The sequence below is a fragment of the Microcoleus sp. LEGE 07076 genome (assembly GCF_015207455.1).
GTDB lineage: Bacteria > Cyanobacteriota > Cyanobacteriia > Cyanobacteriales > Microcoleaceae > Microcoleus.
Map to the genome: position 1 here is coordinate 1 of NZ_JADEWV010000088.1, position 25682 is coordinate 25682.

Consider the following 25682-nt stretch of genomic DNA (forward strand, 5'->3'; position numbering starts at 1 on the left):
AAAAGTCGAATTCTGACACACCATTTATTCCGAGCGTGCGTCAGTAGTAGGGTGCGTCAGGTTAGCAATTTTCAATTTGCACGAAAAGTCGAATTCTGACGCACCATTTATTCCGAGCGTGCGTCAGCATGAGATTGTTGGTTGATTTGTCCGCCAAATAATTGTGGCTGACGCACCCTACTTCTATTTCAAGAGTTCAGTAGTAGGGTGCGTCAGGTTAGCAATTTTCAATTTGCACGAAAAGTCGAATTCTGACGCACCATTTATTCCGAGCGTGCGTCAGTAGTAGGGTGCGTCAGGTTAGCAATTTTCAATTTGCACGAAAAGTCGAATTCTGACGCACCATTTATTCCGAGCGTGCGTCAGTAGTAGGGTGCGTCAGGTTAGCAATTTTCAATTTGCACGAAAAGTCGAATTCTGACGCACCATTTATTCCGAGCGTGCGTCAGCATGAGATTGTTGGTTGATTTGTCCGCCAAATAATTGTGGCTGACGCACCCTACTTCTATTTCAAGAGTTCAGTAGTAGGGTGCGTCAGGTTAGCAATTTTCAATTTGCACGAAAAGTCGAATTCTGACGCACCGTTTATTTTTTAGTGCGTCAGTATGAGATTGTTGATTTGTCCGCCAAATAATTGTGGCTGACGCACCCTACTTCTATTTCAAGAGTTCAGTAGTAGGGTGAGTCAGGTTGGCAATTTTCAATTTGCACGAAAAGTCGAATTCTGACGCACCGTTTATTTTTTAGTGCGTCAGTATGAGATTGTTGATTTGTCCGCCAAATAATTGTGGCTGACGCACCCTACTTCTATTTCAACAACTCAGAAACAGTTTTAAATTCGTAACCTTTCGACCGCAAATTCTTGACAATTATCTCAGTAGCTGCTACCGTTTTCGAGCGATCGCCCCCGCCATCGTGCATCACCACAATCGAACCCGATCGCACATTGTCAATCACCCGATTTGCAATATCTTCCACCGTGAGTTTTTTCTCATAATCATGCGAATCCACATCCCACATAATCAATTTTTTGTGCATTTGGGACACCAAATAAGACAAAACTACAAATCTTCTACCCCAAGGAGGCCTAAAACTAATACTTTCTTGCTTAACGCCCAATTCCAGCAAAAGTTTATCAGTTTTTGCAATTTCCGACAGCAGATACTCACGGGGTTTAAACATCATATCCTTGTGAGAATAAGAATGATTTGCCAACTCATTTCCCCTCGCGGCGATCGTTTTCACAATTTCTGGATGTTTCTCAATATTGCGGCCGATTTCAAAAAAAGTCGCTTTAACTTGATAGCGGTCTAAAACATCTAAAAGCTGATTTGTATAGGGAGGATAGGGGCCGTCATCGTAGGAGAGCGCAACAACTTTCACAGCAGTATCGGCGCGGTTGATACCGAAATAATTGTGAAAGTTAGTAACATTGATTAACAGAGTAGCTGCGAAAAAAAACGCTACCGTCAAAAGCAGAAACTTTTGTAATTTTTTACCAATTCGCATAGCTGCACTCGATCGATAATGAAAGCGATCGGTCCTGGACGCACTCTGCTTTCATAACCGGGTTTTTAGTAGTTTCTGCGGACTTTAACGAAGTATTCTCAAAAAACCCGGTTTCTGACTACTCATGCGTAAGTCCTATCGATGTCAGATTATAGCACGATCGCGCACAGATAAGTCTTGAGATTCTGTGAATAAAAATATTAGATTTCTTGCAAAAATCCTTTTCATCAATCAATTGATGGGACAGGCTCTCGGGCCCATCCTACAAGAGTTTTTTTTCTTGTGGGATGGGCCCGAGAGCCTGTCCTAATTATTTTGGCAAGAGGTCTAATATAGGTTTTTGTAAAATAGAACTGTGGGAATTAGATCCAGCTATGGAGATATTTGTCAAGCTCAAACAATCGAGGGAGGAAATCGGGATTAACGGTTGTGCGATCGATGTCGGGTTCGCTTTCCTCAACTCCTGTGTGGGAGTCAAAAAAGAAGCTGCGCCGATCGCCGATCGACTTAATGCCGATCGAGAAAACAGTCAGTTAGTCGGTACGGGATATAAATTAGTTTTTCTAGCAGCCACCTACAAAAACCTCGGAGATAGAGAAAAAGCTTTCAGCCTGTACCGCTTTCTCCATCGCCCGAGCCGACCAAAACCAGTACAGTACCATCAAAGCCAAAGCTCTCAACCCTAGAGCAGCGCTGTACCGAAGAACAAGGAGAATTTGACACAGCGCTGCTGCATCTAGCTGAAGCAACCCAAATACTCGATCGAGCCAACGCTAAATTAGACCTAGCCGAAGCTTGCTATCAACTAGCACTAACAGAACAAACAATCGGTGAAATTGACAAAATCCCAGAAATTTTAGCTTTAGCAGTTCAACTGTTCAGCGAAATGGACGCCAGCAAACAAATAGAAAAGGTACAGTTAGCTGCTACCAAAAAATCAGAGAAAATCCCTAATTAATCGATCGATAAATCAGAAAATAGATACAATACACGAAAGAACAACCATAAAATTTTTAGACATGAAACTCAAACGATTGGGACACGTAGCCGTCTGCGTGCAAGACATCGAGAAATCTGCTGAATTCTACGGAAATTTGGGAATGGAGTTAGTCTGGAAAGATTCAGACTGGGCTTATTTGAAAGCAGGAGAGGACGGACTGGCGCTATTGAGTCCGACTTACGACCAAGCAGGGCCCCATTTTGGCTTTGTGTTTGACGATCGCACTGAAATGGAATCCGCCCACCAACAGCTTAAATCCGAAGGTGTTTCCGTCACCCACATTCACGAACACCGCGACGGTACTGCGTCTTTTTACGGCAGAGACCCCGACGGTAACGGTTTTGAGTATCTTTACGAACCGGCCTGACTATTTTAACTTGCAGAGCGCGATCGGACTCGCATCCCCGTCAGGCCTGCAGTCCGGCGCAGCCTAAAGATGAGTCTGTCCGCGCACTCCTAGCCCGTTGCTGACGGCCCGGAACCTCCGTACAACTGGCCGAATAAAGTGACATACTCACAGAACTTGCTCCTACAGTACCCTGTAAGCTCAGAATCTGAAATATATCCACAGCTTCCGAAAATCGGTTCCATAATCTAAAATCTAAAATCTAAAAACTAAAATCCTCATGTTACAGAGAATACAAGGCAGAAACCGCTCGAAATCCATCTTCAAAGCCTGGGAAGAAGCAGACCCTTGGCTGTTTGCGGCCTGCATCGGCCTCACCATCTTCGGCGGAGTCATGATCCGCAGCGTCGAAATCAACCAGGGGCTGATCGACTGGTGGCGGCACTGGGTAACTGGCGCAGTCGGTTTGTTCCTAGCAATCATCATTTCCCGCTGCCGCTACGACATACTCATTCAGTGGAAATGGCCGATTTACATAATCATTAATTTGTCACTGATCGCAGTTCGATTTATCGGTACTACAGGGCTCGGTGCCCAGCGGTGGATCAATATCGGCGGCTTTTACCTGCAACCGTCAGAATTTGCCAAAGTAGGGATGATTATCACTTTAGCAGCTCTGTTGCACGACAAAACTGTCCCCACCGTCAGGGATATGTTGAGGATGCTGGCGATTATGGCGGTACCCTGGGGACTGATCTTTGCCGAACCAAATTTAGGTACTTCCCTAGTGTTTGGCGCGATTACAATGGGGATGTTTTACTGGGGTAATGTCAATCCCGGCTGGCTAATATTGCTATTCTCTCCTCTAATCTCGGTTCTCCTAAACAACCTGTCTACACCGATTTGGGTAGCTTGGATAGTCGTTGCGGGCATTATCGCTTGGCGATCGCTACCTTGGCCCTGGTTGGGAACTTTCGCTACTGTGCTGGTAAACGTGGTTTCGGGACAGGTTGGACATTTTTTTTGGGCTGTACTACTCAAGGACTATCAAAAAATGCGCTTGACAGGCTTTTTAAACCCCGAGAAAGACCCTTTAGGCAGCGGATATCACTTGATTCAATCTCGGATTGCGATCGGGGCCGGAGAACTCAAAGGCAGGGGTTTGTTTCAGGGAACCCAAACTCAGCTTAACTTTATTCCCGAACAGCATACAGACTTTATCTTTTCAGCGATTGGCGAAGAATTGGGCTTTATTGGCTGCATTTTCGTGCTGTTTGTGTTCTGGGTAATTTGTTTCAGGTTGGTAATGATCGCTCAAACTGCCAACGACAATTTTGGTTCCTTGCTGGCGATCGGCGTACTGTCAATGTTAATTTTTCAAGTATTCGTAAATATTGGGATGAACATCGGCTTAGCCCCGGTAACAGGGATTCCCCTACCTTTCCTAAGTTACGGGAATGCCTCGCTGCTGAGTAATTTTCTCGCACTGGGACTGGTGGAGTCGGTAGCGAACCAGCGACAGCGCAAGAAGCGTTGGAATTAGATAATTGGCAAGTGCTAATTCGTAATTGATACAGCATATTCCATGTATATGTTGTACCGATAATCCAAGCTCCCGTCTCAGGTGCGGATCTCTCCATAAATCTACAAGTTCTATCCAATATCTCGCAGAGCCGCACCCTACAGATTAACACCACACAATACAGCATATTTCATGTAGAGAACCCATTTGAAATCTATTGCTGTTGCCCCAAGCCTGATGTCAGATGGATTTTAGCTTTTTTTGCCCACCCGAACCGCACGATCTATCCTCTTGTGGCTGTCTGGCGATCGCCAGACAGCTTATTTATCCGCCTTATTTTGCAAGAAAAGATGTCAAAGGAGTTCTATAAGCCACCAATCTCAAAAGCCCAACTCGATCGCACACCAATTTCCCCCGAACACACCGCGATCGCTAAAACATCCGCGATCGCCAAACAAGCACGGCGTCACAATTTGGCAAAACTCATGACCTGTATGGTTATCTTACTGCCTGCAAACCTTGCTGTTTCTGCTCCTACTTACTTGGGTAGCGAACGCAGTGCTGAGGATGACAGCGCTAAATTTGGGATACTCGGTTTTGAAAAAGCACAAAGCAAAGCCAGCAAAGCAAGTGCTCAAGCTGACAGCGCTAAATTTACCCAAAAAGTTAACATCATCTTGGCTCAACAGAGCACCCAGTTACCGCTGACCATTCGGTATGGTGGCACAGAAGCTAGGGGAGGCTTTGTCCTCATCCAACTTACTGCACCCAATCGAGATACAACTCAACCGGCTTACGGTAGCAAGCTTCGTCTCTACGATGTTCATCTCGCCAAAATGTTTGAAACTTCCCATTTTTTGTGCCAGCAATCTAGAGGCGTTTCCGGTTATGAATGGGTTTATTCAGCAGATAATGGAAGTATTCGCATGGGAAACTTTAGAATTCCCTGTACTTTAGCTAGCGAAATGGCTTCAACCTACGGCTTAGGTAAGCCAGAACGCACAAGCATTGCCAGAGATAGCGAGGGAGGCCCTCCTGAATCAGATGTCTATTCTATTCCGATTTTTGAGATTGCGGGTTCTAAAGTTCAGCGCTGGATGAATTTTGTGCAAAATTTTAAACCCTGCAATATACAGAATATTCCACGTATATGTGGTACAGGCGATCGCCAGCGAGAACCCGCGTCAGATGCGCCTCCACCCGTCAAGAAGCAAGTTCTATCCAAAATATGACAGCGTGGCAGTACCCGGATTCAAAGCACACAATATAGATAGCTGCTAATGTAATTCATCAACCTGGAATCTGCTGTAAGCACCGTGTAAAATCACTTTTTAGTCCAGCACTGCAATTAGAAATTCCAGCTATATCATGTCCAGTAAAATAACCATAATACCAATTTCCTAAAATAGTGATATACTTAGTAAATGCCAATTTTGTAATCTATTATTTTAAGATAGTCAAAAAATGTCAGGAGTAGTGCGGATTGATATTGTGGAAACAGTAGAAGAACTCAAACACCTGATGCGTCAGGAGAAAGATGCTGTGCGTCAGGAAAAACTGCTAGTTTTGTATTGGCTCAAAACCAAAATGGTAGACAGTGTATTGTCTGCTGCTGTGCAGTTAGGAAAACATCGTACCACAATACAAAGATGGTTATCTAGCTATCGCTCGGGGGGAATAGTAGAATTATTATCTCAGAAGCCTCGCTCGGGAAGACCCAGAATCATGAATGCAGAAATTGTAGAGAAACTCGAAAAAGAATTGAGTCAACCAGACAAATTCAGCAGTTACAAAGAAGTGCATGAATGGCTGACAAACTGTTGCGAAGTTCCTGTAGCATATCGGACAGTACATCAATGGACAAAATATCGGCTTCAAGGAAAATTAAAAGTGACGCCTCCGGTGAGTGAAAAACAGAAAGCACGAGAACCAGAATAATTTTAAAATAACTCCCATGTCTCATCAAAGCAAGTCGCTAGTCAGAGTGAGAGCTTTGTCAAACAGCGGAAAAGTCTGCGGTATGGGAGTCAAGATCAAATTCGGATGAGGATTCCAGACGATTCAAAGAAGAAGGTTAACAGGTCAGGGAGTAAAGTCGCAAGGAAAATTGCAATGCGACTTTACTTATTTGTGGCTCTACGCTACAGTGGAACCGCTAACAGGAGAAATTTTGTTTTGCGATTTTACGCATTTAGATACAGTATGCTTTGAGAATTGTTTGGCTCTAAGCTGTCGCGCAAATAAACATTGCATATTTAGGGGCGGGCCCGACATCCCACAATAGTTTTATTGTTTTTTGACAGACAGTTTAAATGCCGCGACAGCTTATTACTCGTTCATATTTTTGTAAGTAGCAACAGCAGAAGGCGAACTGCGGTTTAAATAGCGGAATATCCAATACTTAAATACCGTATCCAAGATAACTGGAAAGGTCGCAATGAACAGAAATATAAACTGCCTATTTTCTGGCAGTCCCAAATGCCTAGATAAACCTTCAAGAATTATTTCCCAACCGTGAGGCGAGTGGAATCCCACAAACACATCAGTAAACAAAATAATTATGAAAGCTTTAGCACTGTCGCTGAGTCCGTAAATCAGATCGTCCATGAAAGACTTTAATATCTCAATCTCTTTCTTGTTAGTAACGAGAATCATAACAAAGGCAACGCACGCAATTAAATCGGCAAAAATATTTTTAATCGCTCCACCACTTTCACCGCGGTATTCCTCTGCTATTTCTAGTGCTTTTTTGGTAACCTTCTCTTCCGTTTCCTCAGCAGAAAGCGACGGCGTCCTGCCAATTAACGTTTGAAATTTGAGATTCTGCTCAAATCTCTCCAGTTTTTGGAAGGCTTCTTCTTGTAGCTCAAAGTTTATGAATACTGGAGCATTTTGTTTGACTCGAAAATAGTCTACTATCGGCCCGACTACAAAATTTTTGGCAATTTGATTTGTCAACAGGGGGACTAAGATCAACAGCAAAATAAATCTCAGAGAAATGACTGTTTTTACTTTGGAATTGCGGAAATTCTTAACTACGTCTTTTTCTGCTTCCGGGTCTAACTCTTTAGTGATTCGATTCAAGGTTCCCAAAAGCGATCGGGGTAATAAATTAACCTCTTCATTGTTAGTGTCAACCTCGCCATCCTGAGTTTGAATTGAATTAACTGAACCTCGATCGGTCTGTAGTTGAGAGGTACTATTTGTAGATTTCAACTGTAGGTTTGCCGAATTAACAACCGGAACGATCGCCGTGGATTTATTATTGTTAATATACTTACCAATAACTCGATCAATAAATTCGAGCTTCTCAAATACAAGAGATGCTCGCTCTTTATTGTCGAAACCTAATCCGTGCTGGTAACGCTGTGCCTTATTTTGCCCAGCCTGCGGTTTGGCCCCCACCCGATCGGGCAATTCCAAAAAAGAACGGCTAGCATTAAACTCAACCATCCTAGTTTGGATGACCTTGAGGTATTTTTGGAGTTCGGATTTAAAGTAAGACAGGGTGCTGTGTCCGTAATCGCCCGATCGGTCGGAGATTCCTTGGCCGCCAAAATGCTCATCTTCGATCGCCTTAATTGCTAAGGCAGCATCATAAGCCTGTTCTAGGGCCCTTTCAGGCGTTTCTCTATACCACTGGTTAGCGCTGTAGAGATATTTTACAAACCTGTTCCACGCAGAAGTATTCATAACTAAAACCTGGTTAGTCGGGTGCAGACATTAGTGATTAAAGTATTCATGGTATGTTAACAAATTTAGATAAATTGGGAACGCCGACACAAAATTCAATTTGGATTGTGGGAGCCGCCCGCAGCGGCAAAACCGCTCGCTTAGTCGAGCAGTTTTGCATTTGGAGCAAAACCGTCAAGTCTTTGGCTGCAACACGTTCGAGCCGCGGGCGTTCCGGGCGGTGGAGGGCGGGACAAACAGCCCCAGCAATTTTAGTCTTAGCAGCTAACGGGGAAAATCGGCTGGAATTAGCCGATCGGATCGGCGTATCTACCCAAGGAAAATATGCCTTTCACTCGACAACACCCTTCGGTTTTTTTGAGCAGGAAGTATTGCTATTTTGGCCGCTGCTAGTTCAGTCAATGGATTTGAGGGCTCAATTTCCCCTGCGACTGCAACCTGAAACAGAATTGGAACTTGCCGCCAGAGTCTGGCGTCGCGAATTAGACGAAGGCATTTTGCAACAAACAGGGGTAAGTCCAAACCGAATGGTGCGTCGAACTCTAGACTTATTACAACTTGCTGCTGTCAGCGGTACGCCCAGAGAAGAAATTAAGAGCATTTTGGAACAGGGATTTGCATGGGAGGGCGGCTCGAACAGCTTGTGGACTAGCATGGGAGAGTTGCTCGAAAGGTGGCGGGAATGGTGCTTGAGGCGGGGGCTGCTGACTTACGGGATTGTTTGCGAACTCTACTGGCGCTATTTGTTGCCAAATCCCACTTACCAGCAGCAGTTGGCCTCTAGATACCAAGCTGTGATTGCAGATGATGTTGACGATTATCCGGCGATCTGCCGCGATTTGTTCGATCGAATGCTCGATCGAGGCGCGGCGGGGGCGTTCTCCTACAATCGGGATGGAGGAGTGCGTTTGGGTTTGGGGGCCGACACCGAATATCTCGCCAAACTCGAAAGCCGCTGTCAAAGCGTAGAAAATTTGGATGCAAAAGCCGGTTTAGCCCCAGAAATTGGGGAGTTGGTGGTAAGTTTAGCAGTGAATACCGAAGGTTTTTATCCTTTAGGCTTGACTTTGCCAGGATCGGTTCGATCGCTCGAAACAACTTCCCGCGCTCAACTGCTGCGAGAAACCGCCGAAATTATTGTAGATGCAGTGAAGTCAGAAGCCGTAGAGCCGCAAGAAATCGCCGTAATTGCTCCGGGGATGGACGCGATCGCCCGTTACAGCTTAACCGAAATTCTAGCCAGATCGGGTATCGCCACCGAATCTCTCAACGATCAGCGTCCCCTATCGACTACGCCAGAGATTCGAGCTTTGCTGACTTTGTTAGCATTAGTTTATCCGGGACTTGGCCGTTTAGTCGATCGAGACGCAGTAGCCGAAATGCTGGTAATTTTAGGCAGCCAGAAACACCGGGAAGCAATGGAAACAGAAGATTCCCAGCCGAATTTTCATTTCAAATCTCAAATCCCAAATCCCAAATCGATCGACCCAGTGAGAGCCTGTTTAATCGCCGATAGCTGTTTTTGTCCAAATGTCGATCGACCTCAACTGCTGGCAATTACAACCTTTCCCCGGTGGGACAGACTGGGACACCGAGCCGCTCGGGCCTACGAGCAGATTGTCGAATGGATCGAACAGCAGCGGTCGCAACAGCAAGAGCGGCTGTTACCGAGTCCAATCGCCCTGCTCGATCGAGCGATCCAGAAATTTCTGATCGACGACAGATACCTAGCGGGCGATCGGCTAGCAGCCCTGCGGGAACTAATGGAAACCGCCGCCCACTACTGGGAAATACACGGGCGAATGCAGCGCGTAGAACCAACAAACGGCGGCGACTCAGAAACCATCGCCCGGTTCATCCAGTTATTGCGCCAAGGAACCGTCACAGCCAACCCGTTTCCAGTTGGTCTAGAAGGCCCAGCAGCCCGAGCCGTCACCCTCGCCAACATCTTCCAGTACCGCAGCAGCCGCCGCGCCCACAAATGGCACTTTTGGCTGGATGCCGGCTCCCCCCTGTGGCTGAGCGGCGGTGCGGCGACACTGTTTGGAGCTCCCTTATTTTTGCAGTCGCAACTGGGGCGTCCCTGGGAAACCGAAGACGAAACCGTAGCCGACCAACAGCGGCTGCAGCGAATTCTGGTAGATTTGTTAAGTCGCTGTTGGGTGCTTTACCTGTGCCACAGCGAACTAGCCGTCAACGGACAAGAGCAAACCGGGCCACTTGTGCCCCTCATTCAGAGTGCTGTTTCTTGTCAGCAGTCAGCCATTCGGCATTCGGCATTCGGCATTCAACATTCAACATGAGGAAAGAAAATTATGAATGCCAAAATTTTCATTTTTTGCCCCTCTGGATAGCTCGTGCAGGCTGACTGGAAGTCAGAATTTTAGGTTCGAGCCAAATCTAGCGATATTAAAGTATACCCAAAACAGGCATCAAAACTTGCAAGCATTAATATTTTTAGCTCAAAAGATACCTGAGTTAAGAAATATCTATAGCCAGGGCAATTTTGATTTAGTATGCTAGAAAAGATCGAGATTATTAATCAATAATAAAACCAAATCCGAGGTTTGCTATCCCCTAGATATTGTGACTCTTCTCTTTTCTCTTCGCGCTTTAGCGCTGACGCGCCGCTTCGCGTACCGCGTCAGCGCGGTTAAATCGTAAAGGGGGTATGTAAGCCGGATTTGGTATCAGCCAGATTTGTAGCAACAAACTGATATTAATCAGTTCTTAAAGTTAATCGGGATCGTCGTTTAAAGGAGCCAAAATAATGCCCAGTGCAGTACCAATTGTCCTAATTGAGCCAACTCCAACTCCAACTCCAACTCCAACACCAACTCCAACACCAACTACAACTCCGACTCCGGCTACAACTCCGACTCCGACTCCAACTCCGGCTCCGACTCCGACTCCGGCTCCAGCTCCCTCCGACGACACATTTGGAGGCTTTGACGACACCTTGGGCGGAGGCAGAGGTACCCTACCATCAACGCTCGGAGGCGTGATCCGCGGCACAGACACCAACGACTCCTTAGTTGGCAGTATCGGCCCCGACGTGATTTCCGGGCTGCAAGGCAACGATAGCGTCCTTGGCTCCGAGGGCGACGATTTACTATTTGGCAACGAGGATGACGACTTGCTGTTCGGCGGGCCCGGCAACGACGTTCTCGACGGCGGTTCGGGACTCGATACCATCTACGGAGGCAAAAACAACGACTCCCTCGACGGGGGAAACAACCCCGACCTCCTGTACGGCAACGATGGCAACGACACGGTAATCGGAGGCGAAGGCAGAGACACGGCTTACGGCGGCAAAGGCGGCGACAGTTTGCGCGGGGGATCTGGCGACGATAGCTTTTTGGGCGATCGAGGCGACGACATTGTGTGGGGCGACCAAGGTAACGACTCGCTCTTTGGGGGCGACGGCGAAGACTTGCTGTTTGGCAACGAAGGAGGCGACTGGCTGTACGGCGACGCGGGCGCGGACACAATTTTTGCAGGCGACGGCGACGACATCGTGTTCGGCGGTGCAGGCGACGATATCATCGACGGCGGTGCAGGCAACGACGTGCTGTGGGGCGAAGCAGGCAAAGATATAGTGGCAGGAGGTGAAGGCAGAGATGTCTTTGTCATCGGTGCCTTCAGTTCCCCCAGCGGCAGCAGCAGCAACGGCACTAACCCGGCATTTCTGACCACAGGCGGCCCGGATATCGCCGATGCCGACATTTTTACAGACTTTCGCCAAGGCGAAGATTCGATCGGACTTAGCGGCGACCTCAAGTTTGAAGATTTAGTAATCTTCCAAAGCACCGACACCAAAGCCGGCAGCGCAATTATTCGCAACGGCGTTAGCGGCGACTTTTTAGCAGTATTGCCCGGAGTTGACAGCAGAACCCTGGGACGCAGTTCCTTTGTAATTGCCCCCACAGTTCCCGGCAGCGCCACCCCGCTACCCCTACCCACGCCGAGTCCTTCTCCGACGCCGACACCGACACCGACGCCGACAGCAAGTCCGACACCGACGCCGACAGCAAGTCCGACGCCGACACCGACAGACAGTCCCACGCCGACACCGAGTCCGGCACCGATGTTCCCCACGCCGACAGCGAGTCCGGCACCGATGTTCCCCACGCCGACAGCAAGTCCGACACCGACAGCAAGTCCGGCACCGACACCAAATCCTCTCCCCTTCCCCAATCAGGGCCCCACAGCAGTTAACGACAACTTCACCACAGTTTCGGGTCAAGAACTCAGTCTCAACGTTCTGTTCAACGACACCGATCCGGAGAAAGACTCTTTGACTGTCACGACTTTTACCCCAACAGCCAAAGGAACCCTGACTCCCTTTGGTGGCGGCGTATTCAAATACACGCCGAATCCCGGCTTCTCGGGTACTGACAGCTTCAGCTACTCGATCGCAGACACCAGCGGCGGCACAAGTCAGGCGGTAGCAACCATCAACGTCAGCAGCCCGCCGCAGCTAGAAGTTAACGGCGGTGTGGTGGTTGCCAAAAGTGCTCCTACCCAGACAATCACCTCCGCAGATTTGTTGGTAACAGATCCTGACAACCCGCCGTCGGAAATTGTTTACACAATTACCAAAGCCCCCGACGCTACTAGAGGTTTTGTCCAAAGGGGCACAACTTTTCTCAACGTCGGCGGCAAATTCAGCCAAGACGATATCAACAACAACATTGTCAAATACAACTTGCTGGCGGCAGGCAGCAGCGACAGTTTCACGTTTACAGCCTCCGACGGGTCTGCAACCATCGGGCCTGCATCATTCAGCATCACGGTGGTAGATAATATTGTCGATCGTACCCAACTCCCTGCCAACAGCTTTACAGGCAGCAACCTCAGCGACTTCATCATCGGCGGGGCCGGCAACGATACCCTCTCTGGGGGCGACGGCAACGACATTATCGACGGCAAGGGCGGCGACGACCTCGAATTCGGTGAAGCAGGCAACGACTCGCTGCTGGGTTCGATCGGCAACGACACCATCGACGGCGGACTCGGCAACGACACCATCGACGGCGAAGACGGCATCGACTCCCTAATTGGCGGACTCGGCAACGACATGATCTTCGGCGGCAACGACGATGACATCATCACAGGCGGCGACAACGGCGACACCATCGATGGCGGAACAGGCAACGACTCGATATTGGGAGAAGCCGGCGAAGACTCGATACTTGGAGGCACTGGCACCGACACCTTATTGGGAGGCATTGGCGACGACACAATAGACGGCGGTGCAGGCGACGACATCCTCGACGGCAGCCTCGGCAGAGACTTGCTTGACGGCGGTATCAATAACGACTCCATCTCAGGCGGCGACAGCGAAGACACAATTTTGGGCAACGAAGGCAGCGACACCGCACTCGGAGGTTCGGGCAACGACTACATTTTGGGCGAGGGCGGCAGCGACTCCCTGTTCGGTGAAGCGGGCGACGACACTGTAGACGGCGGCGCTGGCAGCGACTGTCTCAGCGGCGCTTTCGGCAACGACTTGGTGTTGGGCGGCGACGACAACGACTCGCTTTCCGGCGGTGCGGGCAATGACATTTTGGGTGGCGGCATCGGTTCAGACTTGCTCACCGGCGATGCTGGCAATGATTTCTTCTACTACGAAACTCCGAGTGAAGGCGTGGATATTATTGCTGACTTTAATGCCGACGGCACCGGCACCGACAGATTCTTGTTTAGGTCATCAAATTTCGCCGGTTTAACCAACTCGGGAACTACTAACGATTTCACCAGTTTTATCGTCAGAAATATCGGCAGCGGCGGCGACAACATCAGCAAGCAATCAGTCATTTTGTTTGAATCTAAATTTGACAACGCTCAAGCAGTGAATGCAGTGTTGAAAAATCAAAACGGTTCCAGCAAAACAGGAGCTTTCTTTGTCTACCTGAACAATACTTTTAACAAGTACGTTCTCGGGTTTGACCCGAATGTGGCAGATGACAGTCTGCCGGCTTTCGATTTGGCAGTTTTGAATTCTATTCCTACAGTGCCGGGAGCTCTGAGCACTGTCATTACTGCCTCTGACTTTAAGTTTATTTAGTAGTTTGTTTTTGAGTAGCGTCGCAAGGAGTCGAAACAATGCCGAGTGCAGTGCCAATAAATATTATTATCCCACCGGAGACCTCGCCTACGCCGTCGCCGGGGACAACTCCCACGATGACGGGGACATCGCCTACGCCGTCGCCGGGGACAACTCCCACGATGACGGGGACATCGCCTACGCCGTCGCCGGGGACAACTCCCACGATGACGGGGACTGGTCCGGGGATTTCGGTCACGCCGGTGCCGCGGCCAGTTCCGACTGCACCCACGCCTCCTCCAGAACCCGTTTTGGTCGATGGCTTAGTTGTGGGAAATGAGGGGAATAACTACTTAGTCGGCAGCTTGTTCAATGACACGATTTCCGGGAATCTCGGTGACGACACGATTCTGAGTCGGGACGGGGACGATATTGTCAGGGGCGATGACGGTGACGATTCTCTCAACGGGGGCGCTGGTAAAGATATCGTTGAAGGCGGGCGCGGCAATGACACGGCGCGGGGTGGCAAAGACGATGATTTGGTTTCTGGGGACTTTGGTGATGATGCAGCTTTTGGCGACCAGGGGAACGATATTGTTTTCGGTGCTGAAGGCAACGATACGCTGTACGGCGGTAAAGGCAATGACTGTCTGCGCGGTGGTGCCGAGGATGACCTGATTTTTGGCGACAAGGGCAGCGATTCTGTTTTTGGCGACACGGGTAATGACTGCTTGATCGGCGCTAGGGGTAATGATATTTTGTTGGGCGGCGACGGGGGGGATGTGATCAGCGGTGGTGTGGGTAATGATACTGGTGATGGCGGTGAGGGTGATGACCTGCTATTCGGGGGGGATGATAATGATTCTCTGTCTGGAGATGCTGGGGATGATATTCTTGCGGGCGATCGCGGGTCTGATACTCTGACAGGAGGTGACGGTTCGGATATCTTTGTTCTCGGTAGGGTGGGAACCTCGCCTAGCGGCGGGTTTCTGACTACTGGCGGCCGCGATATTGGGGATGCTGATTTAATTAGAGATTTTAAGCCGGAGGATTCGATCGGGCTGGCGGGAGGTCTCAACTTTACACAGTTAGAAATCTTCCAGGGTCAAGGCTCGAATTCTAGCAACACGATTATTCGGGACAGGCAAACTGGGGAATTTTTGGCGGTGTTGGTGGATGTGCGATCGAACTCGCTAGATGAATCTCGGTTCACTACAGCTCAAATACCCCGCGTAAACGACAATCCCTTCACAATTGAGGGGACAAGTCCTTCTCCAACTCCGGCAACAGGAACAAGTCCTTCTCCGACTCCGGGAACGACTCCTTCTCCGACTCCGGGAACGACTCCTTCTCCGACTCCGGGAACGACTCCTTCTCCGACTCCGGCAACGACTCCGACTCCGGCAACGACTCCGACTCCGGCAACAACTCCGACTCCGGCAACGACTCCGACTCCGGCAACAACTCCGACTCCGGCAACAACTCCGACTCCGGCAACAACTCCAACTCCGGCAACAACTCCGACTCCGGCAACGACTCCGACTCCGGCAACGACTCCGACTCCGACTGCAGGCGGGACAACTCCGAGTCCGAGTCCTTCGCCCGGGACATTGCCGACACAGGTTCCGAGTCCGACTCCGACACCGACTGCGGGCGGGACAACTCCGAGTCCGAGTCCTTCGATCGTCCCGACTCCAACTGCGGCGCCCCCAACTCCTCCGCCTTTCGGCGGGGGGCCGACTCCGCCGAGTTTTACGTCTCCGACTCCTAACCAGCCGCCGATCGTGGAAACTGGCAAGACGCTGACTGGTTTGCAAAATTTGCCTTTGTCTCTGAGCATTTCTGCGCCCAGCGACCCGGAGGGCCAGCAACTGTCGGTCGGGGTTATAGGACTTCCCAATCCTACTTTCGGTCAGGTAATTACGGGTACGAACCCGATCGCTATTAACCAAAAATTGACGGTTCAGGAATTGCTAGGGCTGAAGTTCCAACCTAAAGCTGATGCGATCGGGCAAGCGGGATCTTTCAGCTACAGCGTGGCTGACGACCAAGGCGGCACGGCAGCAGCCTCAGTCGCGATTAACATCAATTCTTTCGATACCTCGGTAACTGTTCCAACTAGCCTGTCGCCGATTGTTGGCGATGACGGCATCGTATTTACGAGTACGAACAATTTGCTGCCGACTTTCATCGACGTGCTCGCCAACGATTCGAGCCCGCAAAAAGGGCCGCTGAGCATTATCAATGTCGGTACGCCAACACAGGGCATAGCTGTCAATTTGGGCGATCGGGTGCAGTTCATCCCCGGCAACGTAGCGGGTACCACTACTTTCACCTACAGCGTCAGCGACGGATTCGGGACACTTCCGGGCGTAGGTACTGTCACCGTTGGCATCTTGCCGGCTGATAGCGGGCCGAACAACTTGATTGGGGGCTCTTTGCCGGACAATTTGAACGGTTTGCTGGGCAGCGATACTATTGACGGGCAAGGCGACAACGATACGATTAACGGCGGCCCGGATAACGACGTGCTCGTAGGAGGCCCGGGGGCAGATACCATGACGGGAGGCGGCGGCAGCAATCAATTCCGCTATACTAGCCCCGCAGAGGGTGGGCCGGCGTTTGATGCGGCTTCTTCGGCGGCGATCGATGCTGCGATCGCCAGGGGCGGATACGATGTGATTACTGATTTTACCGGTCTCGGCGTGCCGATCGAAGATCAGTTTAATTTTGCCCCCGGATTCCCAAATCTGAGCGGTAACAGTCAAGTTCAACTGAATGTGCAGACAACTGTTTCTGCAAATATTCTCGGAGGCAGTGCTTTCTTGTTTGCCTACGATTCCGGTGGCAATACTTACATCATTTATGATGGCAACGGTAATAACCTCACCGGCAACGATTCTCAGATTTTGGCGAAGTTAAATGGTGTAACTGGGGTTTCTTCTCTTTCGGGATTTGACTTCACTTTTATCTAGAAAGTCATTAGTCATTGGTTAGTTGTTAGTTGTTATTGGTTATTTGTTATTGGTTATTGGTTATATCGGAAACAACTAACAACTAACAACTAACAACTAACAACTAACAACTAACAACTAAATCCGATCGTCTTCAGAAAAAAGTCCCAATAAAGGGCCGAGAATCGCGCCGAAAACAAAGCCGCCAGCGTGAGCCCAGTAGGCAACTCCCCCGGATTCCATGCCGACACTTGCCGGCGCATTTAAGGAAGCCAAACCGCTGAGTGCTTGCTGTGCAAACCAAAATCCGAGAAAGAAGAAAGCGGGGACTCTGACGGTGGTAATAAAGATTCCTAACGGCAGCAATGTTAGAACTTTGGCTTGAGGATATCTGAGAATGTATGCGCCCATCACGCCTGCGATCGCGCCGCTAGCACCCAGGGACGGAATGGCAGATGCTGAGGAAAAAAACCACTGAGTTAGTGATGCTAAAACGCCGCAAGTAAGATAAAATATTATAAATTTGAGGTGTCCCAAACAATCTTCTACGTTGTTGCCAAAAATCCACAAAAATAACATATTTCCGGCAATGTGGAGAAAGCCTGCGTGCAGGAATTGGGAGCTAATTAGCGTCGTCCATTCGGGAAATGGCGAAACTGGCAGAGACACCCGACACATATTGCTTAACTGGCAGGGAACTACCGCCCAAGAGTAGAAAAATTGCGTTAACTGGCGATCGCCCAAGGAGAGTTCGTACAAAAATACTAATACGTTTGCAGCAATCAGCCCGTAGGTAACGTAGGGAGTGATGCTGATGGGGTTTTCGTCGCGTAAGGGAACCACAGATTTTTTTTCCTCAAGCTCAAAATATTGGCAACACAATAGCGCATTTATCGCCAAGCTGTCTCCTGTCTGGAGGAAGATGGTTGATTTTTTTACTCTGGTGGCTGTATCGGTATCCCACCACTAAGCTGTTCGGCCTTTAAATTTTATGTAAAAAACAATTAAACTTTTGTGGGGTGGGCTTCTAGCCCGCCCTGCACATGCAATTTAAATGCGCGACAGCTTACTACAAACGATTAATGTAATTCGCCCATTTCTAATTTTCCCAGTACAATTAAACTTTCTAAGTCTTCCACTGCATCGGGAAGGTAAGTTTTTACGGTTTTTCTTACTAATTCTAAGGCAGTTTTGTCTGCCCCTCCCAACATCCGCGTCAAGTCGCCCATATCTATACCCCGACTGGCTTGCAATTTCATTATAATTAAATAAGGCAATCGGATAATTGGCAAGTTATCGGGGGCGATGTTGGGGTTTGCGATCGCTTCTGTAACCCAAGGTTGTTGTGATTCAAGAACATCCAAAATACTACCGTCTGGTAGTTGCCAACTACTGCGATCGATGCTGAATTCTCCAACTTTTTTGCTGCCAGTTGCCGCTAATTCTTGATAGAGATTTTCGGCATCATCAGTCAATACTAATATATCTAGATCGTCAGTCATGCGTTCTGGCATATAAAGCCTGCTAGCAATTCCTCCTACTACTACAAATTTAGTTTGTTTAATTATAGCTTTAATATTAGTAACGGGAGTGTTCCAAGTTCTTTTTTTGAGAAATTCTAAGCTGCTGCCGCTACCGGGACGGCATCTGCGAAGGGCGATTTCAAGATAAATTTTTCGTCTTTGTTCGGCAAGTTGCATATATTGCATATTCATCTTTTTTACATTTATATTTTATCCTCATATTTCTATGAAAACTCCTACACTTTCTACAGCCATGATACTCACCGCGCACAAAGCATAAATTCCCGTTCCTACGGCTACTTGTACTGTGTCTGCATTGAGGATTTTGATGAGCTTCCAGCTATCTCCATTTTTTTGATAAAGCGTCCAAGAACGAAGGTTTTTATCGGCGGGATTTCTCCACTGCAAAACATTGTTATTTCCCACTTGTTTTACTTCAACTTTTGTAGGTGGAGGCGGCGGAGTTCCTTTTTGCCAAGGCATGGCGGGAACGAGTGCAGGTTTGCTGTATGCAGTCGATTTGAAATTATCATAAATTTGCTGGCGATTTTCGCTAAATGCTTTCATGCTGAAGAAAACATTGCCTAAAGCTAAGTTTTGTTTGGAGTTGCGCGTGATCTCAATTTGTTTGTTAATTTCATCTACAGTCCACTTGTTGCCGTCAAGTTTTCCTAAGTTGTTTCCTACGTAAATATGTCGCTTTTGAGGATTGTTTTCTAGCCACCATTGTAGCAAAACTGGATAGCTTTGAGCTGTTTGGTCGATGCGCCAGTACAGTTGCGGATTTAGATAATCTACCCAACCTGAGACTAACCATTTTTTGGCATCGGCGTAAAGTGTTTCGTAAGCGTCTAAACCGCGACTTTGGGGCGGCTGTCCGGGGCGGTATATGCCGAAGGGACTGATGCCGAATTTAACGTTGGGTTTGGCGGCTCGAATTCCTTCTCCCAATCTTTTAACTAGCTTATTAACATTTTCCCGACGCCAATCTCCTAAACTCATTTTACCGCCTCGGGAGACGTAACTATTGTAAATTTTGCTGTCGGGAAATTCTTTGCCGGCAATTGGATAAGGATAGAAATAATCGTCAAAGTGAACGCCGTCTATGTCGTAGCGCTTTACTACGTCTAAAATTACGTTGTAAGTCTTGTCTTGAACTAAATCAATTCCCGGGTCCATCCACAAATCGTCGCCCCAGGGATAAATAGATTCGGGATTGGTAACGGACAGATGCGGGCTGACGTTGGGAGGGGTTTGGGTGGAAACTTTGGCGCGGTAAGGATTGAACCAAGCGTGAATTTCGATGTTGCGTTTGTGGCTTTCTGCAACGGCAAATGTTAAAGGGTCATAATAAGGTTGCGGGGGCTTTCCTGGGGTTCCTGTCAGCCATGAACTCCAAGGTTCTAATTCTGAGGGGTAAAGGGCATCGCCTGCTGCTCGAACTTGGATGATAATTGCATTGAAATTCATTTCTTGCAGCTTGTCAAGAATTATTAGGAGTTCGGTTTTTTGCTGTTCTGTTGAGAGTTTGTTGCTGAAGGGCCAGTCTATGTTCCACACGGATGTTATCCAAACTCCGCGAAATTCTCGCTGGTGGTTGACGTAAACTTGGGGCCTGGGAACTTTACTGAGAACTATAATATATTGATTGTATATTGCTGGTGCTTTTTTGAGATATACTAAGGCTTGATAAACCCAGGCTGCGATGTCGGCGCGGGTGGCATTTCCGACGGGATTTAATAAGTTTAAATTTGGATAGTTGACGACTATTTCGGATTGGGTGGCTGTGACGATCGCCTGTTTGGCATAGTTGGGGATTTCTGTAGTATCTTGGTAGATGTTTGATAAGATTAGATTGGTTGTTGGTACGGTATTTGAGCCAAATATTCCGCTAACTAAGGCAACTAATGCCTCGGCTCTGGTAATCAGGTTTTCGGGTTTGAACAGGTTGTCGGGATAGCCGGAGATAAACCCTGTTTTGTATGCTGTTTGAATGGCGGCGGTGGCCCAGTGGGTGGCGGGAAGGTCGATAAAGGGAATGTAGGGCCGTTTGTCGGGTATGGGAAAGGCTTTGCTGACAATGGCGGCAAATTGGGCGCGGGTGAGGTTGCTGTTGGGGCGAAAAGTGCGATCGGGAAATCCGCTGATAACTGCCCGTTCTGCTAAGCCGTCAATGAATATTTTTGCCCAACTATTTTGAATATCTGAGAAGCGATTTGTGCTGGAAACCATAGTTATTTAATGATCGGGAATTGGGCAAACAGGGCAAACAGGGCAAACAGGCCAAACAGGGCAAACAGGGCATTGTTGACTGTTGGCTGTTGACTGTTGGCTGTTGACTGTTGGCTGTTGGCTAATAACAACTAACCAATAACAACTAACCAATAACAACTACCAACTGCCAACTATCAACTATCAACTGTCAACTGACTACAATAAACCTGCATTTTCGTACAAAAGCCGGATGATATTGATGATTGTTTGTCCGTATAAGGCGTCAGAATTCCAGCGACCTACAAGTTCGTTGACTGTGGGGGCGACGCCGCGCTTTACAAAGCGAAAACGCACGTTTTCTTTAACTAAAGGTTGCTCGATGGGTTCGGTGCTGCCGTAAGCTTTTAGGTGCTGAATTTGTGCTCTAATTCCTGTCCGGGCGTCGGGAAATGAGAGGCCGGAGTTTGTGGGGCTGATGAATCCCATGTCGGCAAAGTTAAATTGTTCTGGTTTGACTGCAATGCCAAACTTGAGATAGTTTGTTTCTAAACACATTTGGCAAAAAGCTACGTCGTGGTTGACGCCTTCTGCTGCTGATTCTTGGACGTAGATTTGAGGTAAATTAGGAAAATTTGTCAGTGATTGGCTGTTGTTTTTTGTCAAAAATGCTGACATTTGTTGGGCGGTAGTTTGACCGCGGCCCATGATTTTGCCAATTCCTGCAAGGATGTCGCGGCGCGATCGCAGCAATACTGATGTTGTAGACTGATCCCATGCTACAGAAATGTCGCGGTCACGCAAGTCGATCGCCCGCACGAATACTACTCCATTGTACGTGACCCGGCGATCGACTGCCTCTGGTTCGATGTTGAGTAAATCTAGAACTTCGGAAGGGACAAAGGAATTTCCGTTCACCAAAATCCCTTTTTCTTCGTGTGGCGCACCGTTGATTTGGATATTAATTAAGGGATAAACTACAGGTTTTGGTGCGGGAGTCGGTGCGGGAGTGGGTGCGGGAGTGGGTGTTGGCAAGGGTTTCAAATCTGTATTTTTTAACCAAGCTTCGAGGCCGTCAGCGAGTCCGAGGGCGACATCCCGGCGGCGAGTTTGAATAATTCGCAAGTCGTCGGGACTGGTCAAAAAACCGATTTCAATCAGTAGCGAAGGAATGTTCACGCGCCGACAAAATGCAAGGCTGCCCACACCAGCTTCAGTATCTGCTTTTGCACCGCGATTCGGTATTTCTGGACACCGGCGCAAATAGCCTTTTAAGATTAAATCTGCGTCTGCTTTTCGTTTGGGGTTGCTACCAATATAAAAGGCGCTGGCACCGCGAACTTGGGCACTAGAAAAAGCATCGGCGTGGATTTCTATCGCTACATCTCCGGCGAGGCTGCGGTTGTTAATCCAAGCGATAGTTTCTACCAAACTCTGAGTATCCGGCACCGAGAAAGTGTTGATGCCTCGCTGCCGCAATTCGGCTACTACTAAGTCGCGAGTTTGGATCGTTTCCTGGGCTTCGGTTGTGCCAAGGGCGATCGCCCCTAAATCCCGCAAGCTGCCTTCAAACCCGCCGTGTCCCGCTGAAACAAAAATAGAACCCATTTAATAAACTCTCCACCTTGCAGTTAATTTAGCGTCTGCATTTTAGTCTTGGGTTTAATTTTACCGCAAAGGCGTATATTTTATTATTGCACAAAAAATTTGTAGTTGCGCTCTTGGTGGGGGTTTTAACCCCTCGGCACAACTACAACAAACTTATTTAATGCGTTTGTTTGTTACATCTTTACAGCGGGGCTAGTCGAAGGTTTGGGGGCCTTAATTTCCTCAGATCCTGCACGGGCGCGGAATAGTTTAGCAACGGCTTGCTCGCACTTGGACAGATCCGATTCTAGCTGTGTAAAAATGGCAGTTGATACCGGATCTGTGAACTTCGCCCGCAAGTTGTTGATATCGACAACGCCTGTTTGCAAGTCGCCGAGAGTGCTCCGCAGCAAGAACGTTTCATCTGTTCCTTGCATCGAGGCTTTTAATTTAGCGTATTTGTCAGCAATTTGGGCGGGAATTGATGGTTTTTCGCCAAAATCGTTGAGGCGCTTTTCGAGGGCGAGGATGTGGTGCTGTTTGTTTTGGACTATTTCTGTCAAGAGCGATCGCAAATCGCTATCTTGCGTTTTTTCCGCATAGTTTTGAAAAGCTTCGCAAGCATAGCGTTCTCCGGCAAGGGCGGTATTCACACCTTGAACAATATCGCTTTGTGTCGAGCCTCCCCAAGCATTAGCTAATTTCCACCATTCGGCATTTTCGTCAGTTTCTTCGGGCAAACCGACGGCTTTTCCACCGTAACCGAGGCGAGCCAAAATTGCCGTTGTAAATATTGCTAAATCCCCCGGTTGCCGGGAAGTAATCAAGTTGCCGTCAACTACTAAAGGTTCGTCGATATAGTTAGCTCCGGCATTAATCATGTCTGTTTTAATTGCCAAGAATCCTGTGGCATTTTTGCCTCTTAGCAAGTCGGCTTCAATCAAAAGTTGTGGCCCGTGACAAACAGCAGCTACGATTTTCCCTTGCTCAAATGCTTCTTTGACAAATTGCACGGTATTCGGATTAGTCCGCATTGTATCGGGAGCCATACCGCCGGGAATTATCACTGCATCGAATTCTTCTGCTAGCGATTCACTAGTAGTTCCGTCAGCTTGCTGGGCAACTTTTCCCTGTTTCCCTGCATACTTTTCATTTGTCCGCGAACCGAGGACAACTACATCAAAGTTTGCTTGTTTTAAGGCATTGTAAGGAACTAGAAACTCTGAATCTTCAACTCCATTTTCGATGAGTATGGCAACTCGTTTAGTTTGGGCTTTGTTATCTGCTGTCACAATTAGTTTCCGTTCGGGTAGTGTTTTATACTAATTTAACATTTGTTAGTGTCTTCGCATCTGGCTAAGGTTATAAATTGGTTGGTGGGAAGATGGGGGATGTGAGTCTTTGGAGGTAGGCTTTTGTGGAGAAATGTTTGAGCGATCGCGATCGTTCCATTGCAGATTAACGCAAATAATTTCCATAAAAGCGAGCTTGGGAGTGTAATTATAGTGTAGTATCAATGCACGTAAGAGGCTCCGTTAATGTCGATCGTTGTCCCGGTAGCGTGCTGGGCTAAACCGGAGGCTAAAAAGGCGATCGTATTGGCGACATCTTGAGGAGGAGCGATTTTGCCGATCGGGATATCGCGAACAATCTCAGCTTCGCCAAACTCCCGAATAAACTTATCTGCCATTTCCGTACTGACAAATCCCGGTGCAACAGTAAAAGCCAAAATACGATCGGCTGCGAATCCTCTAGCAATGCTGCGAGTTAAAGCAACAATCGCACCTTTTGATGCCGCGTAGTGCAGATAATTTGGGTCATCGCCGCGAAAAGCAGCGCGACTTGCTATATTAATAATTGTACCGCCATTGCGAGTTTTAAAATGCAGAATTGCTTCCCGGCACAAATCTGCAACGGCAACTAAATTAACTTGTAGAGTTTGCTGCCAAGCTGACGACCAAATATCGAACTCGTCCTCTATGCCCGCTGACTGGATAATTCCAGCATTATTAACTAGAATATCAATATGACCGCGCCATTTTAAAGCATCTTGCCACAAATTCGCAGCCGCATTTTCCCGCATCAAATCTGCTGCTAATAAATAACAGCGATCGCCCGCGACACTTGCTGCTACCAATTCCGCTGCTTTTTGACTGCGGCAGTAATGTAAAATTACCTGTGCCCCAGCATTAACCAGAGTCCGCACCGTCGCCGCACCAATCCCTTTCGAGCCGCCGGTTACTAAAATTACCTTTCCGGTTAAATCAATCATTTTTCCATCTCGATCTTTTCTCTTTCTTTGCGCCCTCTGCGCCCTCTGCGGTCAAAAAAAATAAATCCCCTTCACAAACTAAATAGAATTTGCTATATGATAATTGTACATGATTAAATGTTTTCTGAAAAAGAAATCGAAAAAATCGCCATGAAAGCAGTTGTGTTCGATCGCTACGGCAGCGTTGACGTATTGCAGTACCGAGAATTGTCCAAGCCGATCGCCAAATCCAACGAATTGCTAGTCAGAGTTCGCGCTAGCAGCGTCAATCCCGTAGACTGGAAAATCCGGCAAGGACACCTGCAACTATTAACAGGATTTAACTTTCCTCGCACAGTCGGTTCAGACATCTCTGGAGTTGTCGTGGAAGTCGGGCGAGATGTCACCAAATTTCAACCTGGAGATGAAGTTTATACATTTTTAAATCCCCTGAATGGTGGCGCTTGTGCCGAATACGCTGCGGTGCCAGAATCGAGTGCCACTTTTAAACCTAAAAACATCACCCATGCAGAAGCAGCAGCAGTACCGATCGCAGGTTTAACTGCTTTGCAAGCACTGCGGGATTTGGGTGAAATTCAAGCCGCAAAAAAAGTATTGATTAACGGTGCTTCCGGCGGAGTAGGCACTTTTGCCGTGCAAATTGCCAAAGCAATGAACGCCGAAGTAACGGCAGTTTGCAGTGCAAATAATAGAGAATTTGTCAAGGGTTTGGGGGCAGATTTTGTTCTGGACTATGCAGAAATTGACTTTACTAAACAGCCAGAAAAATATGATATAATCTTGGATGCTGTCGGAACAAAAACATTTGCAGAATGCGAAAACGTGCTGCAATCTGAGGGAATTTATATCTCGACTTTGCCGAGTTTCGACAACCTCGCACCGATGTTGACGAGCTGGTTTCTATCGGGTAAAAAAGCTAAATTAATTGTCGCCAATGCCAGCCCGGGCGATTTGGGATTTTTGCGGGAGTTAATAGAATCCGATCGAGTTGAGCCGATTGTCGATCGCACTTACAG

Annotated in this window: 18 protein-coding genes; 9 read left to right on the forward strand and 9 right to left on the reverse strand. The window is 48.0% G+C overall.

Features of this window, described 5'->3' with window-relative positions:
• Positions 1-807 precede the first annotated feature (807 nt).
• A complete protein-coding gene (locus IQ270_RS15890; RefSeq protein WP_193974135.1) occupies positions 808-1509 on the reverse strand; it encodes a polysaccharide deacetylase family protein in 702 nt (233 codons plus the stop codon).
• Positions 1510-1883: 374 nt separating this feature from the next.
• Here IQ270_RS15890 and IQ270_RS31140 point away from each other — a divergent pair, with 374 nt between their 5' ends.
• From IQ270_RS31140 to IQ270_RS15915, 5 genes are all read left to right on the forward strand, one after another.
• Positions 1884-2195 carry a hypothetical protein gene (locus IQ270_RS31140; RefSeq protein ID WP_228056417.1) on the forward strand — a complete coding sequence of 104 codons (312 nt, stop codon included), beginning with the start codon at positions 1884-1886 and terminating at the stop codon, positions 2193-2195.
• Positions 2196-2528: 333 nt separating this feature from the next.
• A complete protein-coding gene (locus IQ270_RS15900) occupies positions 2529-2876 on the forward strand; it encodes a VOC family protein (protein WP_193974136.1) in 348 nt (115 codons plus the stop codon).
• Between the two features lie 259 nt (positions 2877-3135).
• A complete protein-coding gene (gene rodA / locus IQ270_RS15905; protein ID WP_193974137.1) occupies positions 3136-4398 on the forward strand; it encodes a rod shape-determining protein RodA in 1263 nt (420 codons plus the stop codon).
• Positions 4399-4727: 329 nt separating this feature from the next.
• Positions 4728-5609: a hypothetical protein gene (locus tag IQ270_RS15910; RefSeq protein WP_193974138.1), complete on the forward strand. Its 882-nt coding sequence runs from the start codon at positions 4728-4730 to the stop codon at positions 5607-5609.
• A gap of 232 nt (positions 5610-5841) precedes the next feature.
• Positions 5842-6315, forward strand: a complete 474-nt coding sequence (locus IQ270_RS15915; protein WP_193974139.1) for a helix-turn-helix domain-containing protein — start codon at positions 5842-5844, stop codon at positions 6313-6315.
• A 390-nt stretch (positions 6316-6705) separates the two neighbouring features.
• On the opposite strand, the gene IQ270_RS15920 is transcribed toward IQ270_RS15915, so the two are convergent.
• The gene (locus IQ270_RS15920) at positions 6706-8070 is read right to left on the reverse strand and encodes a proton extrusion protein PcxA (RefSeq protein ID WP_193974140.1); all 1365 of its coding nucleotides are present in this window, start codon (positions 8068-8070) and stop codon (positions 6706-6708) included.
• Between the two features lie 53 nt (positions 8071-8123).
• On the opposite strand from IQ270_RS15920, the gene IQ270_RS15925 reads away from it, so the two are divergent.
• Both IQ270_RS15925 and IQ270_RS15930 read left to right on the forward strand, forming a co-directional pair.
• Positions 8124-10373 (forward strand): recombinase family protein, encoded by a 2250-nt coding sequence (locus IQ270_RS15925; protein WP_193974141.1) that lies wholly within the window; start codon positions 8124-8126, stop codon positions 10371-10373.
• Between the two features lie 467 nt (positions 10374-10840).
• Positions 10841-14140: an Ig-like domain-containing protein gene (locus tag IQ270_RS15930; RefSeq protein WP_193974142.1), complete on the forward strand. Its 3300-nt coding sequence runs from the start codon at positions 10841-10843 to the stop codon at positions 14138-14140.
• Here the strand turns inward: IQ270_RS15930 and IQ270_RS32135 are convergent.
• The gene (locus tag IQ270_RS32135; RefSeq protein ID WP_305076215.1) at positions 14133-14411 is read right to left on the reverse strand and encodes a hypothetical protein; all 279 of its coding nucleotides are present in this window, start codon (positions 14409-14411) and stop codon (positions 14133-14135) included. The genes IQ270_RS15930 and IQ270_RS32135 overlap by 8 nt on opposite strands.
• Between IQ270_RS32135 and IQ270_RS15935 the strand changes: the two genes are divergently transcribed.
• Complete coding sequence (locus IQ270_RS15935) at positions 14383-17094, forward strand: calcium-binding protein (protein WP_339384185.1); 2712 nt, start codon at positions 14383-14385, stop codon at positions 17092-17094. The genes IQ270_RS32135 and IQ270_RS15935 overlap by 29 nt on opposite strands.
• A 117-nt stretch (positions 17095-17211) precedes the next feature.
• On the opposite strand, the gene IQ270_RS15940 is transcribed toward IQ270_RS15935, so the two are convergent.
• The 6 genes from IQ270_RS15940 to IQ270_RS15965 all read right to left on the reverse strand — a co-directional run bounded on the left by IQ270_RS15940 (position 17212) and on the right by IQ270_RS15965 (position 24666).
• Positions 17212-17916, reverse strand: a complete 705-nt coding sequence (locus tag IQ270_RS15940) for a rhomboid family intramembrane serine protease (protein ID WP_193974144.1) — start codon at positions 17914-17916, stop codon at positions 17212-17214.
• 236 nt (positions 17917-18152) lie between these two features.
• A complete protein-coding gene (locus IQ270_RS15945; RefSeq protein ID WP_228056418.1) occupies positions 18153-18788 on the reverse strand; it encodes a hypothetical protein in 636 nt (211 codons plus the stop codon).
• 24 nt (positions 18789-18812) lie between these two features.
• Positions 18813-20828, reverse strand: coding sequence for a family 10 glycosylhydrolase (locus IQ270_RS15950; RefSeq protein WP_193974145.1), 2016 nt, complete (start codon positions 20826-20828; stop codon positions 18813-18815).
• A gap of 198 nt (positions 20829-21026) precedes the next feature.
• Positions 21027-22415: an N-acetylmuramoyl-L-alanine amidase gene (locus IQ270_RS15955; protein ID WP_193974146.1), complete on the reverse strand. Its 1389-nt coding sequence runs from the start codon at positions 22413-22415 to the stop codon at positions 21027-21029.
• Positions 22416-22588: 173 nt separating this feature from the next.
• Positions 22589-23686, reverse strand: a complete 1098-nt coding sequence (locus tag IQ270_RS15960; protein ID WP_193974147.1) for a DJ-1/PfpI/YhbO family deglycase/protease — start codon at positions 23684-23686, stop codon at positions 22589-22591.
• Between the two features lie 221 nt (positions 23687-23907).
• Positions 23908-24666 carry an SDR family NAD(P)-dependent oxidoreductase gene (locus IQ270_RS15965; RefSeq protein WP_193974148.1) on the reverse strand — a complete coding sequence of 253 codons (759 nt, stop codon included), beginning with the start codon at positions 24664-24666 and terminating at the stop codon, positions 23908-23910.
• A gap of 117 nt (positions 24667-24783) precedes the next feature.
• Here IQ270_RS15965 and IQ270_RS15970 point away from each other — a divergent pair.
• A partial coding sequence (locus tag IQ270_RS15970; RefSeq protein WP_228056419.1) for an NAD(P)-dependent alcohol dehydrogenase occupies positions 24784-25682 on the forward strand: 899 nt, incomplete at its 3' end.